Origin of the sequence: Mesobacillus persicus (assembly GCF_900109925.1) — a bacterium.
In the GTDB taxonomy this organism is placed as follows: Bacteria; Bacillota; Bacilli; order Bacillales; family Cytobacillaceae; genus Mesobacillus_B; species Mesobacillus_B persicus.
The window spans coordinates 1-15920 of sequence record NZ_FOBW01000028.1 but is presented as its reverse complement, the minus strand read 5'-3'; the positions used below and the strand labels follow the sequence as shown (position 1 = coordinate 15920).

Here is a 15920-nt window from a genome sequence, read left to right as displayed (position 1 = left end):
CCAAACAACGGCGGCACTTTCCCTGGATACCCTAATTTTGAAGGACCGCTTCCAGGACCGAATAATGGCGGAGCTTTCCCAGGATACCCTAACTTTGAGGGACCACTCCCAGGACCGAATAATGGCGGAAGATGCTGTTAACAAATGATTTTCTAAAAAGGCTTGAGAATCTGTCAGCCAAACATCCTATTTAAAAGTTAGACAAAAGACAAAAAAACTGAGCCAGACTGTAAAGTCTACTCAGTTTTTTTATTATATATAATCCTCATCAGGACAATATTGATACGTTTTTAAGTCAATCGCCCCAGTCAACCCAACCTTAACCCCTTCGCTTTCAAGCGAAAGCTTCTGTTCTTGATAGGATTCATCATCCTGGAGCGAAATTTGCCCCTTACTATTGATGACGCGGTGCCATGGAAGTCGGCATTTTTTACTCATTGAATGAAGTACGCGTACCACTTGGCGCGCAGCCCGCGGACTTCCAGCCACCCTTGCAATTTGCCCATAGGTCATGACTTTCCCTTCAGGGATCTCTCGAATTACTTCAATCACCTTTTCTGTAAATGGCTGCATCCTCCGTGCTCCTTTCCAAATGAAATAAAGCCACGTATCCCAACTTCATTTCAGCATATAGCGGGGTGACACGCCCCTATCCAATCTGTTACTGCAAATATTCCCTCTCCGCCTGCTGCACGACCACTTGCTGTGTGGGCATAAGAATCTTGTGGTCATAGATTTTCTGAGCTAAATGTTTTTTCGTTAGTTGGGCTGCTGTTAAGTAATCATCATCTTTCACCGTCGCTTTAATCGAGAACCGATAACCTAAGGGACTAACATCTAATGAGGACAATCCATGAACTTGGTAGACTTCTACAAACTCAGCTGTTCTCGAATCTACTTTTAAAAATTCCTTATGCTTTTCATTTAATTCATCACATACTTCTTGCAATAACTTCTCGATTTTTGAGGGGTCCTCTTTAAAACTAACGATGACACTTTCAAAAATTCGTCTTTTCTCAACGTTGCCATTTTCAACTTTCCTAATCTCTCCGTTTGGAACCGTCATGAGTTTCCCATTTAATAGTCGCACCTTGACCACACGAAAACCCAAATCCTCAATGGTGCCACCCTCAAGCTCCCCGTTTATATGAACAAAATCGCCTCTTTGAAACTGTTCTTCGAAAATCATGAAGAACCCGGCAAGGATATCGGTCATGATTTTTTGAGCGCCTAGGCCAATGACAATCCCAATGACCCCGCCGGCCACTAAAATATCTTTAATATCAACAAACGGTTTAATCGCAGCTAACACAATAATGAAAAACGCCAAATAGTGAGATGTATTCTTCACGACTGATTCAATCGTCTGTTCTTTTTTCTCGCTAATAAAATTAGTTTTCTTAAAGAATTTCGCGATTAATAATCTAACCACAAATAAAATCGCATAAGTAATCACAATGGTAAAAATAATTGATAATAGATAGTCCATCGCCTGTTCCCAATTTATATCGAAAAAGTCGATGAATCTAGCTGAAATTGCTTCCATAATAGGCCCTCCAGTTTGCCATTAAATATTCCTATTATAACGGCTAGAAACAAGAATATCGACATAATTTTCTTGTATCATGACACAAAAAAGCCTATGAGTATCTTACCCACAGGCTGCCATCCATTATAGTTGTTTCAACACTCTACCGTCCACAGCATTTCTTATATTTCTTCTCGCTTCCACAAGTACAAGGGTCGTTTCTACCAACCTTTTTCTTTGTATGGATATCGATTACCTTACTCGGCAAAGGCTGCAGTGATTTTTGCTCTAATGCACTTAATTCCTCCGAGGTGTACCCCTTTAAGAACCATTCTCTCGTTTGATTCATAAGATCAATGATTCGATCCATTGCCGCTCTAAGGGAATCGATGCGATCGAAGGATACTCTAGTTTGCAAATAAGCAAGCAGCTCTTGAGGTGCCTTCCCGTTTTTGGTTGCGTACATAAGCTCTTCAACGATAAAACCCGCTTCTTCTCTCGTCATTTCAAAAGTATCGTCTAGATAGTCAACAAATCGCTTAAAGGACTCATTCCTATCGACAAAACCCACTTCCCCAGCAGTCAGCAATTGAACTTTTGAAAAAGGATAATACCCAATTGTACTTCTACTTTTGTGTTCGCGTTGCACTTGTTCCGGATCTAACACTTTAGGATAATAAAAACCTTTTTCATCTAACTTTACCTCTTTATAGTAGGATATAGCATCCTCGATAACAGATAGATATTCCCTAACAGCTAATTCCTCGCCTAGTTTGCTTTCTACAATTTCTACTAGCTGCGCTAATCGAAGCGAACCAAAATAATAGAGGGCTCCTTGCGTCAGCTTAATCCATTCCGTGTTTCGAAGAATTATCGGTTGCAACCTTGTATCCTCTATTTTAGAGAAAGCATCGACGATTTCCTGTGGCATAACAAGGACTCTTTCCCCCTCAAATGTTCCTGTGAATAGGATTCCATTTTCGAGAAAATAGTTAAACTGCCTTGTCTCTAAATTAGGCGCTATCAAACGGCCACCATTCCGCACTAATTCTGTTAATAAACTATAACGCTCTTTGTCTAGTCTCTTTCCTATCTTTTCAAGCGATGCTGGAATCTCTTTCACTAGTAACTGAATGAGCTCCGCTTTTTTCAGGCTACTCGCATTTTTAATTTCTAACTTTTTCCGAATTGAATCTAATTCATATTTCGCTAGTCGATTCAAGCTATCTTGAAGTGATAGTGAAACGGTAATTGGGCGCCACCTTTTCTCTTGGTCTTTCCCTTTAAAATCATTTTTCATCTTGTTTGTTGCTTCAATCAATCTCATTACTTCTTTTTCTTTCAATCCCATATTCCAATCCCTCAAATGCATAATTTTTTCATATGTATTTCTTGTTCATAGATTGTCTAACTGAGCTTATGTATTCTTTCCAGACTTCTCCAACGTTAGAAAATCACTCCTATAATTATGCACACTAAATAATGTTATGTAAACCGTTAGACATATGTTTGGGAACAATTTCCTTATATTACAAAAGTAAACCTTACATGATAGCCCGACATTTTTATCCAAGTTGATCTTATCTTCACTTAAAAGAAGTCGCTTTCCAACAGCTTACTCTAGTTTATTCAAAGTAAACTCTAACTGTAGGCCTCTTGGATCCCTTTCATAGAATTTCTTTTGTATTCTTCACATCCAATATTATAGTAAATTCTTATACCACACCGACAACTCTAAGCCTTTCCAGAGCTACTTTTCAGCAATTTTCAGAGTAGTCCTCTATATCAATTATACAATTCAAATTTTTAAAGACCGAAATTCATTTTAAAAAAGATTAGGGATATGGGGATGCTTATGCTATACTAGGTCTACCATTTGCTTTATTTGTTGCCAATTCCCCGCTCTTCTGCAGAGCGGGGTTTTTTATTGCCGTTTTTTTATTCGGGCCAATCTTTATACTAAGACGGTTAACAATTATTAGGGAAGAGCTTGTCCATTAACTTTTAACGTACAAGATAGCTTTTCCTACGCTATGATTGGTTTTATAACAATCTCTACGAAAACAACCTTTAAAAATAAAAAAAAGACTCTACAAGAGAGTCTTTTTTGTATAAAGGTTAAAATTAAGCTTTTTGAACGTTAGTAGCTTGGGGTCCACGTTGACCTTGCTCAACTTCAAAAGTAACTTTTTGACCTTCGTCTAATGATTTGAAGCCTTCGCTTTGGATAGCTGAGAAGTGAACGAATACATCGTCTCCGCCTTCGCGCTCGATGAATCCGAATCCTTTTTCTGCATTAAACCATTTCACTGTACCTTGTTCCATTAAAAATTCCTCCTCGTGTGCTGTGCACACATTTTGTTACTATCCTTGCTTACGTCTTCAAGTCAAAAGTTTTAACCACTTAACAAACTTAGCCGAACAAACAAAAATAATTCTTTCTTATCATAACAGATAATAAGACTAAATACAAATCGGCTTTCATAATAATTATTTCCAGCCAAAAAAACTCACCTAATTTATATTACTCTGCCTCTTGATCCATTTCATAAGCAAAAGTAAAGGGAGTATTTTTTGTGAATCTGTAAAATTAGGGATGTGAGTAAACCTGTGCTATACTAAGTCTACCGTTTGCTTTATTTGTTGCCAAAACCCCGCTTTAGAGAAGAGCGGGGTTTTTTATTATTGTTTTTTCGCAGGACCCTTTTCAAGCTTTGTTTCTTTTAAGCTGAAAACTAGGTTTCTCCGTTATGTAGAAATAGGCAAATAAAAAAAGACTCTACAAGAGAGTCTTTTATCAGTTAAGGTTAAAATTAAGCTTTTTGAACGTTAGAAGCTTGGGGTCCACGTTGACCTTGTTCAACTTCAAAAGTTACTTTTTGACCTTCGTCTAATGATTTGAAGCCTTCGCTTTGGATAGCTGAGAAGTGAACGAATACATCGTCTCCGCCTTCGCGCTCGATGAATCCGAATCCTTTTTCTGCATTAAACCATTTCACTGTACCTTGTTCCATTAAAAATTCCTCCTCGTGTGCTGTGCACACATTTTGTTACTATCCTTGCTTACGTCTTCAAGTCAAAAAGTTTTGATCACTTAACGAACTTTGCCGAACAAACAAAAATAATTCTTCCTTAGAATAACAGATAAACTTTGGGAATGCAAATAAGGATTCTATTTAGGAGCAAGCCCATGCTTAAATTCCATCTTACTTCTTGTTAATAGCTTTTGGGGTTATCTCCGTCACAATCCATCTAAAACCGCTTCAGCGCCCCTTTCATGCTTCTTTTACTATCAATAAGCCCCCTGAAATTACCTCCTAATATTTGGTATAGATGTGAACGGTAAAATTTTTTCTGAAGCGAAAGATGAGACCCTATGCTTACAAAATGGGGGAATGGATGAACGCAAAATCTATTTTCACTTTTCATATGAGCCCTGCACCCACCTATTTCCCCCGCATATGATAAGTTGAATTTTAATATTGGGGGAACAATTATGTATTCAAATCATTATTGGCATCTTTATCATCCATATTATGACGGCAATCTACGAGTAACGAATGACACTCAATTAGCAACCGAACTTCAGAAGGCTATAAACGGGGAGTACAGTGCGATTGCTTGTTATGAAAAATTAGCGCAAATGGCGCCCACGCAGATGGAGCGGAATCAAATTCTTGAGATTCGTCAAGACGAGAGGAATCACTATGAAGCGTTTCGAAGGATTTATACTCATGTAACAGGGAATCTACCTGTTTCTCAAATAACGGAAGAATGCCCAAACACCTACAGAGCAGGCTTAGATTTTGCGTTTAGGGACGAACAAGAAACGGTCGATTTCTATTTAGATATCGCAGATAAAGCGCAGGATCCCAATATTAAAGAAATCTTCCGTCGTGCTGCAGCAGATGAACAAAATCATGCAGTTTGGTTCTTGTTTTTCTTCTCAAAAAACCATCCGATGACAACACAGCGTCAACTTGGTGAAAACTATGGAGCGCAAGGAGCACTAAATGCCACAACTTTGACCTTACCACAAATGCTAACCTATGCAATCCAAGATGAATACCTAGCACAAGCGAGATACGATAACGTCCTTAAAACTTTTGGCCCAGTCCCAACTTTTGCTCAAATTAAACAAGCAGAACTAAGACATATCAATGCATTGTTGCCCCTATTCGAACGCTACCAAGTCCCATTACCCGAAAATCAATCACAATCATTCGTTAAAACACCAGCAAACGTAAAAGCGGCCTATGCTGCTGGTGTTCAAGGCGAGATAGACAATATTGCCATGTACGAAAAATTTCTCGCAAATGAGATCCCTAACGATGTGAGAATGGTTTTTACCCAGTTACGTAATGCTTCCCAGAATCACTTATCAGCCTTTGAAAGAGGTCTTGCCAGATAGAAATCTGGCATTTTCTATCCTTAAACAGAACTTTGAGCGCTCTTTATTCCCTATCTACAGGAGAAAGAATATCATCACTAGTCGTATCCACATACATATTTCCATTGGCTGCAAGAACTGCATAGACCACTTCAGTTTGATTCAGCTGCCGTCTATCTAGCTCTGTCTTTAACCAATTTTCGGTCAGACGGTTTTGTTTTAAGTTCTCTTTCATGACTTTTCCATCCATAATTAGTTCTACTGGAAGTCGGTGTTCATCACTTGATGGAATCATCATATCTTGCCTGGTTACAGGCCTATACTGTGGTTTCTTTAAAACCGTTAAAACCCCATTGGTTTCTACGATTGCATATAGGACTTCCTCGATATTAAACACATCTTTCTCCCTGAGTTGTTGATTTAAATAGTCTAGTGTGTAACGCATTTTATTCATATTTTGTTCAAGGATCCTGCCGTTTTGGATAACAATCGTGGGATCCCCCGCAAAAAATTTTCTCCCTCTTCTATTTTTTAAAGAAATCAAAGCAACGAGAAAAATGGTGGCGATAAAAATGGCATAAGACAAGATTAAATGATGCACTTTGATTGAGGTATTGAAGGCTAGGTTTGCCGCAATGGCTCCTATAGATATGGTTGCAATAAAATCAAATAATGTCATCTGGGAGATTGTTTGTTTCCCAAGAATTCGGGCACCAACTAGTAAAAGCCCAAACGAGCCTATTGATCTTAACATAACCTCTATATGTTCAGGCATTGGCTCACTCCTACTCAATTCATATCAGTCATTAGGGCAAACTCCATCCTCTTTTAAATGACCAGATTTCATTATCTTTGTCTGCAAATAATTCTCGTTATACTCCGAGACATCTCCCCATAGGGCTTCTCTGTCCGTCACGTTAAGCCCTGCATCTTTTAAAGCCTGCAGTTTTTTCGGATTGTTCGTCATTAGTTTTACAGGCTTGGTTCGCAAGGCTTTTAAAACCATGATGGCATCATCATAGTTTCTTGCATCATCCACAAAACCCAGACTTTCATTCGCTTCAACAGTATCATATTGATTTTCTTGAAGAATGTAAGCCATCGCTTTACTGAATAAGCCAATTCCTCTTCCTTCATGGTTAGCTAAATAAAACAACGCTCCTGTCCCATGTTCTACAATCATTTTCATCGACTGCTTTAGTTGGAACCCACAATCGCACCTTTTGCTACCAAAGATATCGCCCGTGTGGCAAATCGAGTGCATTCTGATAATCGCCTCGTCTGCATACTCGAAATCACCGTACACTAACACACTCGATTGCTGAAATTCAGCTAAATTGGCCGATGCTAACTTATCAATGATTTTTTGAAAATCCTCTGTTGCTTCATCACAATTCAACCAGCAATACCATTGGAAAGTCACCGTTTCTCCGAACAAATTTACAGGAAGGCGAATCGGCCCAACTAAATAAATGGCCCCTTTACCTGTTTTAATCAATTGAATTTTATCTTCAAGGATTGATAGTACCTTCGAGTCAATTTTAGTAGGATTCATCACAACCGCTCCTTTTTTCCTAGTTTGCAACGAAGCGATTTATTACATACAAAGGAGAGAAATGGAAATCAACTGGAAGGCACCACCCCTTCCAGCTAATCCCCATTTTTAGATACTTGGTTTCGTCCATAGTTTTGTTAGGTCAACATAGCCAAAATGCTTGATTTCGATATTCATGAGATTGATTGAAAACGGGATATATCGCTTTACATAATACAATGGGATACATAGAGATTCGCCTTGTAGATAGCTTTCAATCTGTAAATGTTGGTTGTTCCACTCTTCAAATCGAATGGTGTTATATGCTTTTATGGATTCTTGTAAATAAGCATCTCGATCAATTAGCTTATGGAGCGGTGAAAAGCTGTTCTTCAAAAAGAAGAAATAAGAAAAGGTTTGATTCATTTCAAATATTTCCCCGTGAATAAATAGATCCGTTTCTGAGTGGATATCGGGATTATAGATTGCCTCTTGAAAGGAAACTTCCACCATTTCGACTTCGATTCCTGCCTGCTCAAGTTTTTCTTTTAACCAATAGGATGTATCTTTCGTATAGTTTACAAATCTTAGCTTTAGAGGTTTGGTCATCCTTGGTTTCGGAAGCTCAGGCATACTGTACGATTTTGATAATCCAATCAAGCAACCCTCGTTATTACCGGTAATCCGCGACTCAACCTCTGATAGCTCATGACGATGATGGGCGATGACCATATGAATATAATCCCGCACTTCTTTCCGATTCATATCAGAGTCACGATAAGGGTTCATAACCACGATGCCAAAGCCAGAGTCGCTTTCGACTTCAAATGTGTCGACTCCTTCGTTTTCGTGTGCCCCATGATAGACTACTTGGAACTCCTTAGGAACTTGAATAAACTCGACACGGTCAAGTAAAGGTCGATGTCCAAAATAGTTCTTAAAGGCACAAAGAACCGTTTTCTCTGGTGAATCCTCAACGAGATAAAACCCGCCTGTACCGAGCAATTTACCGTTACTTTCTTTAAAAACACTCGCAGATAAAAGGCCTAAAAGCTGGAGAACATAGGTGCAACCGCCTGGGAAATCCAACATCACAACAAGTGGTGCTGGCGTTGTGATGCTTGTAATTGGTTCCCACAGCGCAGTATAATGTTCATCCCTTTTCATTCCTAGAAACGAGTTCACCACATCTTCCGCTTTCAGAATCGATCCATCGTGAAACGAAACGTCTTTTCTTAAATACAACAATAACGAAGTTTCGGTGTATTCCCATGTGTGAGCGAGTTCTGGTGCAATCGTATTGTCCGCATTTAAAGTAACGACACGATTGTATAGATTAGCAACAATATTGGCACTTTGAATTTCGGCCGCTTTTTGCGGGTGAAAGGTTAAAAATCGATAAAACCTTGGAATGATCAGTTGGTCCTGATCTTCTTGATGAAATCCAAATTTCGCTTGGAAAGCGGTCATTAAGCGTTGCTTTGTTTCCATCGACCAGTCCAATAGCAACAGTTTACTAACTTCTTCAATATGTTCTTCTTTAAGATTCTTTAAAAAAAGTTGTTCATATTCTTCTTCCACATCAGTTAACCAAGTCAATGTGGAGGCATTCCCTCTTCCCCTACCAGGCTGAAAAGTAAGCCATCCCTCCGATTCCCATTGCCGAAGTTTTCGCCGTGTTTGCTTTGTACTTAACTCTAACTGTTGCGCTACTTCTTCTACTTTAATAAACCCCGACTCTACTTGATTCCATAAAGTTAATAAATAATGATCCATCAATAAGCTCCTTAAAAGGGGACATTTTTATTTAAAAAGGTCATTTTTAATTTCTTCCGTCACCTTTAATATATAAATATATCCCATCATTTGGCAAGCTTAAAGAGTGATAAGACATAGGTAGCACAAGATGCTCCATAATTTACGTTTCCTATTCGCTAAAAATAAAGTTCTTTAACACAGTCAAAATAATAAGGAGTTGGCAAGATGAAATGGAAAGATTACCCCCAAAATATTAAGGTTCGAATGGTTACATCGTTTTTTAATCGTGCTGTTTCTAGTGCGGTTATGCCCTTTATGGCACTGTTTTTCGCTCAGCATAAGGGAGCCGTATGGGCAGGGGTTTTCTTAGGAATCAATGTTTTCATCGGGTTCTTTAGTAATTTAATCGGAGGCTACCTTTCCGATCGCTACCGGCGGAAAACGGTGCTTTTACTAACATCAAGCCTTAGTGCACTCACGTTCGGACTAATGACGGCCAGCTTGATTCCTGACGAAAAATGGATCCTGCTTTTTGCTTGCAGTTATATGGTGTTCATGGCGACAAGCAGTCTCGGCAGACCCGCAATGCAAGCGATTATTATTGATAGCACAACGCCTGAGAATCGAAAAGAGATTTATGCCTTGGATTATTGGATGACCAATTTATCGATGGCAATCGGCGCTGCGCTTGGTGGACTCTTCTATGTACATCATCAGCTTGCATTATTTGTAGTTCTGACCATTGTATCAGCAGCTTTACCTGTTGCTTTTGCACTTTGGCTTCAAGACGCTTCCGTAAAACAGTTGGAACGAAAACACAAAAACCTTTTGGTCGATTTAGCCGCGAACTATAAGGTTGCCCTTCAAGACAAACCGTTTGTGATGGCGATTGTTGGGTCCATGTGCATTTATGCGGCTGAATTTTCACTAAATAGTTATATCGGGGTTCGTTTAGCCGAAGAGTTCCGCCCAATTTTATTGGGGCAATTTGAAATCGTCGGCGTGCGGATGTTAAGTCTATTAAACATCCAAAACATGCTTCTTGTTGTTTGTTTTACGTTTATCGTCACGAAAATAACTGACCGGTTCGACAAGAAAAAGATGTTGTTAACTGGCCTTATTTTATATGGAATTGGCTATACTGTTATCACTTCGGCGAATGTTTGGTACGTCTTAATCTTATTTAATCTCATCGCTACGATTGGCGAGCTTATCTACTCCCCGATTGCGAACGCTGAAAAGGCCAATATGATGCCAGATGATAAACGCGGCTCCTATTCTGCCTTTTCTGGGATTGGTTTTAATGGGGCCGATTTACTTGCACGAACGACGATTATCATTGGCGCCTTTCTCGTACCGACGATGATGAGCGTATACATTGGGGTTATTTTAATGATTGGAACCTTTCTATTATATAGTGGCTTATTTGTCTTTCGAGCAAGAAGGCAAAAACAAGATGTATATGTACGGAAGACCATCTAAGGATAGAAAAAGAGGAAAAACCATGAGTTCCGGTTTTTCCTCTTTTCATGTCTACTAGGATATTATTGCTTCAGGTTAGAAGAATCATCGTAATCATAGCGGATTCCGTCTTGCTGAGAGGCTGCACCTGTCTCAGTTGACTGTGTGTTTGCCGTTTGATTCTCTAGCTTTTGTTGAGATAGATTCTTTCCTTTGTTTTGTTCCCTTTTGTTTGAATTCACTCGGAAGTCCCCCTAATGGTTGTTTGTCATTTACCATTATCCCTAGAAGGCATCTTGGATATTCAGAAAGGTTGGCCAGATATTGGGCTATTCCTTCTAGTTTGACTCTTCAATTGGCGCTGGTTTTCCAAATAGATAACCTTGGAACAACTGATATCCCAATTCTCGAAGCCATTCAAAGTCTTCTTGAGTTTCAACTCCCTCCGCAAGAGGAACGGCACCCATTTTTAGAGCCTGCTCAAGGGATTTCTTTGCAATCTCTTGCTTTTCTATGTCTGTCGCGACTCCTTGGACATACTTCATGTCTAGCTTCATGTAATGAGGCTTAAGCTCTTCTAGCAATTCGAGCGTACTATAGCCTTCTCCCACATCATCCAATGCATAATGGAAGCCTTTTTCTTTATAATAAGCAAGGATGCTTTTTAAGTGGTTGATATCGTCTACTTTCTCTGTTTCGACGACTTCAAATACGAGTTGGTTCGGGTCTAGGCCTAATTGGTTAGCCAATTGTACCGTTGATTTTAAACAATGTTCTGGAGAGTAAATTGATGTCGGGATAAAGTTGATGAAAGCTTTTTTATCTAAAAGAGCAGCATACCTTACCGCCGTCATTCGGCACAAACGATCGAGGGCATATAATCTGCCTCGGCTTTTCGCCGCGCCAAATATTTCGCCAGGAAAAATGAGGGTACCATCTTCATTTAGAAATCTAGCCAATAGCTCATACGCATAAATCTCCTCATCTGCGGTCAAAATCGGTTGCGCATAGCAAGTAACTAAACCCTTACTAATCACTTCATCAATCCACTGATTTTCCACTATTTCCTTCACTTCCGTTAACACACGCCACTCTGAATCTTCCAACCGAAAGAAAACTCTATTAAAGTCCATGTGATCTTGGGAAAAATCGATAAAATCCATCATGCCGGATTCTTTTATGATAAATTGGTTTCCTTCCGATTTCACCAAGGTTTTTCTTCTTACTAAATGCTCAATGACCCCAGAAAGCATCTCTATGTTGAAATCTCCCTCGGCCTTTATCTCAAATCGTAAATCTCTTACGATACAAGCATTGCACCCCATTGTCCCTACACCTCGTTCTTTGTTCTATCTAATTAACAATCATACCATTAAATACAGGGATAGGTTATAAGGAACAATGACCTTCCAGAAACTCACCAATTGTTCTGAAAACCAAAATTCCTTTGATATGATGGCCTGCTCTCTGCTCTTCATTCTCCTCCCTATTCCTTTTCAAGTAAGGTGATCACTGCATATTAAAAGAGGTCCTTCCATAAATAGAGTGATATTCAAAGGGCATGACAAGTTTTGACTCGGCCTACTTTTACTGAATATTCAACCTATCTAAATTTTTAGAAGAGTATGTTCTATATCACTTAAAACCTTTTGCAACTGTCTTAAAATGGATATTGGGCTACACACAAAAGGGATGGGGATTTTTTTATTTATGACATTAGGGGGGATTAGATGTATCAAATGATTGCTTTGTATTTAACAATTTTCTTCGAGTTTCTGCTGGCACTTGCCTTTGCCTTTGTTTACGGCGAATCAAAGCGCACATCAGAGTACGGTCCAATTCAAACGAAAGGCTATAAGATTCGGAAATACTACTTCTTTGCACTCGTTGCAACAATGGGCATTGCAACCATACTTACCTTAGACGATTTGCCTTATCATAGCGCACATGCAAAAGAATCAGCAACAACTGAAACGAAGGTTGTCGAAGTAACAGGCTTGCAATACTACTGGGAGATGAGTGAAGACCACTTTACCATTGGGGACCAGGTTGAATTTATCGTCACTGCTGGTGACGTCACCCACGGGTTTGGACTTTACACAGAGGATCTTGAATTGGTGGCACAAACACAAGCGATGCCTGGTTATGAAAATTCCGTTTATTACACATTTGAAGAGCCAGGAACCTACCAAATTCTCTGTCTTGAGTACTGCTCTGTTGGTCATCATGTGATGATCAAAGAAATCGTCGTTGAGCCAAAAGGAGGGGTTGAGAATGGAGAGTAGCATCCATCCTTTAGCGAAAAAGACCGTCATCTATTATTTAATGACCACGTCGATTTTGCTTATTTTTATGATGATTCTAGGTGTCATCATGCTTTTGAACCAAGGAGAAATGATTCAGATTTCACCTGAGTGGTTTTATAAAATTATGACCGCCCACGGGATTGGAATGGTTGGGGTTGCCGCCTTAGGTGGTACTAGCATCATGTGGTATTTTCTTTCGAAGTATATAAAATTAAGACCGTCCATTTTCTTGCAAAACTTCACCCTTTCCTTAATAGGAATTATTTTAATTGTCATCGCGATTTTCGGCTTCAACTTTTCGGATGCTTGGACGTTTTTATATCCATTACCTGCTCAGTCTGCTCAGTTTTATGGAGTGACAGGACCGCTCCTCTTTCTATTCGGCGTGTTGATTTTAGGTGTAGGCTATTTAATCATGTATGCATATTTAGCAGCACGATTAATAAAGGAGTACGGTGGTCTTGGTAAATCACTAGGCTGGGATTATATTTTCCGAGGGAAAAAAGGCTATGGACCACCCCCTGCCGTTGTTGCGACCACGATGGTGGTCATCACCAATTCTACAGCCGTTATCGCTGGGGCAATTGTTATTATTGGTTCGATTATCAATATTCTGATTCCTGCCATTTCAATGGATCCAATGCTCGCTAAGCATTTAACTTATGCGTTTGGCCATGTGTTTTGCAATGCGACGATTTATATGGCAGTCATTGCCGTGTATGAAGTGCTTTCCCACTATACAAAGCGTCCGTGGAAATCAAATAAAGCCTTTTTGATTGCCTGGAATGCGTCGACTTTGTTTACGTTAATGATTTACACGCACCACCTCTTGATGGATTTCGCGGTTCCAACGTGGATGCTGATCATCGGTCAAGTGTTTTCATATGCAAACGGACTTCCGGTTATGGTTGTCACCGCTTATGGGGCACTGATGATTGTGTACCGCTCAGGGATTAAATGGGATTTCGCTTCCAGTCTGCTTTTTTTAGCAATGTTTGGCTGGGTAGCCGGTGCGATTCCGGCGATTATTGATGCAACGATTGTCGTCAATCATGTCATGCACAATACAAAATGGGTGCCAGGTCATTTCCACACGTATATGGGAATGGGAGTCATCGCGATGATTCTAGGATTTATGTACTATTTTAATAAAAAAGAAGGGTCCATGAAACATAACCATTTTGATACCTTTAGCATCGCCTTGTACTTTACCTTTTTTACAGGAATCGTCGGTTCCTTTCTTTATGCCGGTAGCATGAGCACACCAAGAAGATGGGCCGTGCATATGCCAGAATGGGTGTTATCCGACCAAATTGGTGCAATCAGTGGAATTTTCGTTGTGCTCGCTACTGTTCTCATTACGGTAAGATTTTTTACAGGTTTAAAGGGCGTCGGAAAAACAACTTAGGATGTTTTTCAGGGTCCACTTTCGAAGCCTACTAAAATCCAATTCTACTAGGATAAGGAGTTGTGTATTCTGTCTATTAAACGTTTGGCCTTTGTAACCATCCTGCTTACATATGGACTCATCGTCTTCGGAGGGTATGTCGCCTCCTCTGAATCAGGCATGGGCTGCGGACCTGAATGGCCGCTATGTAATGGTGAGGTGATCCCTACCCTAAAAGGGGATACCTTAATTGAATTTGCTCATCGAGTGATAGGGGCTATACTTGCAATTTCTTGCGTGATATTATTTTTAAAAATTTTGCGTGCGAAAATTGATCCTGCTATTCGCAACATTGGTTATTGGATGATTGGCCTCCTCGTCATTCAGGTGCTGCTTGGCGCGGTGGTCGTTATCCTTGATTTGCCGTCTATCATTGTCTCAAGTCATTTGATGATTGCGATGGTGTTTTTAGCTAGCCTGATTTGGATTTGGAGAAAAGCAGATGACAAGAAACCGCTTGGAAATTCAAGCACGGGAGATATCTCTGACCATAAATCCATCATTCTACATTTAAATATCATTTTAGTATTGTTGCTCTTAACGCTCGCGTTTGGAGCCTACACCAAGCATGAGTGGTATGGTCTCGGGTGCGGATGGTTTGATTGTGGATCAACTCTCCTTCCAACGATTGATAATCCGGCAGGTATCATCCAAACGATTCACCGACTGTTCGCAGTCTTGTCTGCGATTTATATTTTGGCGTTAACGTGCTGGGCGTTTTTGAAAAAATGGTCCTCCCCGCTCAGATGGCGTCTGATTTTAGCTTCTATTACGGTTATCATTCAGTTAGTAATAGGCGTTTTAACGATTACAAGCTTCATTGATCTAACCATGGCTGTACTTCATTTAGCGGTGGGTACTTTCTTGTTTTCGGTTCTAGCCGAAAGCCGCGCGGTGATGGGGAAAGACAGAGCACAATCAAGAAAAGGTCAGCTTTTTACTGGGGAGATGTCTAGTAAAGTTAGAACGAGGGTGTGAGGGTGTAATTATTAAGCTGATTAAAAGGAAGGCGTGATTCCGAATGTGGATTCACGCCTTTAGCTCGTCTATTCTCTACATTTGGAGATGAATAGAAAACTAGAAAAGTCCCACGACCTTATATTTGAATCTTTTGCAAAATCCTTGATTCCGTAAAAATGAAGCAGAAGAAGAACGAAATCGCTAACGCGATGGCTCTTTAAAAGCCCCCTCAGACCAAAAAAAGAATAAAAAAATGAAAAAGTATGTCTTTTGTGATATTGTTTAATCGCCAAACCAAACAATAGAAAGACATACTTTTTCATATGACAAATATTTTATCATGGACAACCTCAAAAATACACCTCAATATTCTCATTAAGCTAAGTAGGGCTCCACCTACTGATATTTGATTCAACACTAAACTTAATCAAATATCGGGAGGCAATTTTATGAATCAATATGAACAAAAAGTGGAGCTATTCTTTGAGCTTAAAGGTACCCCAGATTCCTCAAGAGAATCCTACTGGCGAAGAATG

General features: G+C 39.7%; 15 protein-coding genes. 5 read left to right on the top strand and 10 right to left on the bottom strand.

The features are described from left to right. Positions 1–252: 252 nt before the first annotated feature. From BMX30_RS22265 to BMX30_RS22245, 5 genes are all read right to left on the bottom strand, one after another. A complete protein-coding gene (locus tag BMX30_RS22265; RefSeq protein WP_090750453.1) occupies positions 253–573 on the bottom strand; it encodes an MGMT family protein in 321 nt (106 codons plus the stop codon). A gap of 88 nt (positions 574–661) precedes the next feature. Then, positions 662–1546, bottom strand: a complete 885-nt coding sequence (locus tag BMX30_RS22260) for a mechanosensitive ion channel family protein (RefSeq protein ID WP_090750451.1) — start codon at positions 1544–1546, stop codon at positions 662–664. 145 nt (positions 1547–1691) lie between these two features. After that, positions 1692–2879 carry a YecA/YgfB family protein gene (locus tag BMX30_RS22255; RefSeq protein WP_170843977.1) on the bottom strand — a complete coding sequence of 396 codons (1188 nt, stop codon included), beginning with the start codon at positions 2877–2879 and terminating at the stop codon, positions 1692–1694. A 773-nt stretch (positions 2880–3652) separates the two neighbouring features. Next, the gene (locus tag BMX30_RS22250; protein WP_090750447.1) at positions 3653–3853 is read right to left on the bottom strand and encodes a cold-shock protein; all 201 of its coding nucleotides are present in this window, start codon (positions 3851–3853) and stop codon (positions 3653–3655) included. Between the two features lie 488 nt (positions 3854–4341). Next, positions 4342–4542 (bottom strand): cold-shock protein, encoded by a 201-nt coding sequence (locus BMX30_RS22245; protein ID WP_090750445.1) that lies wholly within the window; start codon positions 4540–4542, stop codon positions 4342–4344. A 482-nt stretch (positions 4543–5024) separates the two neighbouring features. Here BMX30_RS22245 and BMX30_RS22240 point away from each other — a divergent pair, with 482 nt between their 5' ends. Beyond that, the gene (locus BMX30_RS22240) at positions 5025–5939 is read left to right on the top strand and encodes a ferritin family protein (protein ID WP_090750442.1); all 915 of its coding nucleotides are present in this window, start codon (positions 5025–5027) and stop codon (positions 5937–5939) included. Positions 5940–5982: 43 nt separating this feature from the next. On the opposite strand, the gene BMX30_RS22235 is transcribed toward BMX30_RS22240, so the two are convergent. The 3 genes from BMX30_RS22235 to BMX30_RS22225 all read right to left on the bottom strand — a co-directional run bounded on the left by BMX30_RS22235 (position 5983) and on the right by BMX30_RS22225 (position 9228). Next, a complete protein-coding gene (locus BMX30_RS22235) occupies positions 5983–6693 on the bottom strand; it encodes a DUF421 domain-containing protein (protein ID WP_090750440.1) in 711 nt (236 codons plus the stop codon). A gap of 24 nt (positions 6694–6717) precedes the next feature. Further along, entirely contained in the window at positions 6718–7473 is a 756-nt protein-coding gene (locus BMX30_RS22230) for a GTP cyclohydrolase II (RefSeq protein ID WP_090750438.1), read from the bottom strand. 108 nt (positions 7474–7581) lie between these two features. Beyond that, positions 7582–9228 (bottom strand): ABC transporter substrate-binding protein, encoded by a 1647-nt coding sequence (locus tag BMX30_RS22225; RefSeq protein WP_090750436.1) that lies wholly within the window; start codon positions 9226–9228, stop codon positions 7582–7584. 207 nt (positions 9229–9435) lie between these two features. On the opposite strand from BMX30_RS22225, the gene BMX30_RS22220 reads away from it, so the two are divergent. Further along, the gene (locus tag BMX30_RS22220; protein ID WP_090750434.1) at positions 9436–10692 is read left to right on the top strand and encodes an MDR family MFS transporter; all 1257 of its coding nucleotides are present in this window, start codon (positions 9436–9438) and stop codon (positions 10690–10692) included. A 62-nt stretch (positions 10693–10754) separates the two neighbouring features. Here the strand turns inward: BMX30_RS22220 and BMX30_RS23725 are convergent, their stop codons facing one another. Further along, positions 10755–10913 (bottom strand): hypothetical protein, encoded by a 159-nt coding sequence (locus tag BMX30_RS23725; RefSeq protein WP_170843976.1) that lies wholly within the window; start codon positions 10911–10913, stop codon positions 10755–10757. 96 nt (positions 10914–11009) lie between these two features. After that, positions 11010–11996 carry an EAL domain-containing protein gene (locus BMX30_RS22215; protein ID WP_090750433.1) on the bottom strand — a complete coding sequence of 329 codons (987 nt, stop codon included), beginning with the start codon at positions 11994–11996 and terminating at the stop codon, positions 11010–11012. 405 nt (positions 11997–12401) lie between these two features. On the opposite strand from BMX30_RS22215, the gene BMX30_RS22210 reads away from it, so the two are divergent. The 3 genes from BMX30_RS22210 to BMX30_RS22200 are packed head-to-tail and all read left to right on the top strand — an operon-like array spanning position 12402 to position 15402. Further along, positions 12402–12956 carry a cupredoxin domain-containing protein gene (locus BMX30_RS22210; RefSeq protein WP_090750431.1) on the top strand — a complete coding sequence of 185 codons (555 nt, stop codon included), beginning with the start codon at positions 12402–12404 and terminating at the stop codon, positions 12954–12956. After that, complete coding sequence (locus BMX30_RS22205) at positions 12946–14385, top strand: cbb3-type cytochrome c oxidase subunit I (protein WP_090750429.1); 1440 nt, start codon at positions 12946–12948, stop codon at positions 14383–14385. Before BMX30_RS22210 ends, BMX30_RS22205 begins: the two co-directional genes overlap by 11 nt. Before the next feature lie 60 nt (positions 14386–14445). After that, positions 14446–15402, top strand: coding sequence for a COX15/CtaA family protein (locus BMX30_RS22200; protein WP_090750427.1), 957 nt, complete (start codon positions 14446–14448; stop codon positions 15400–15402). Positions 15403–15920 lie beyond the last annotated feature (518 nt).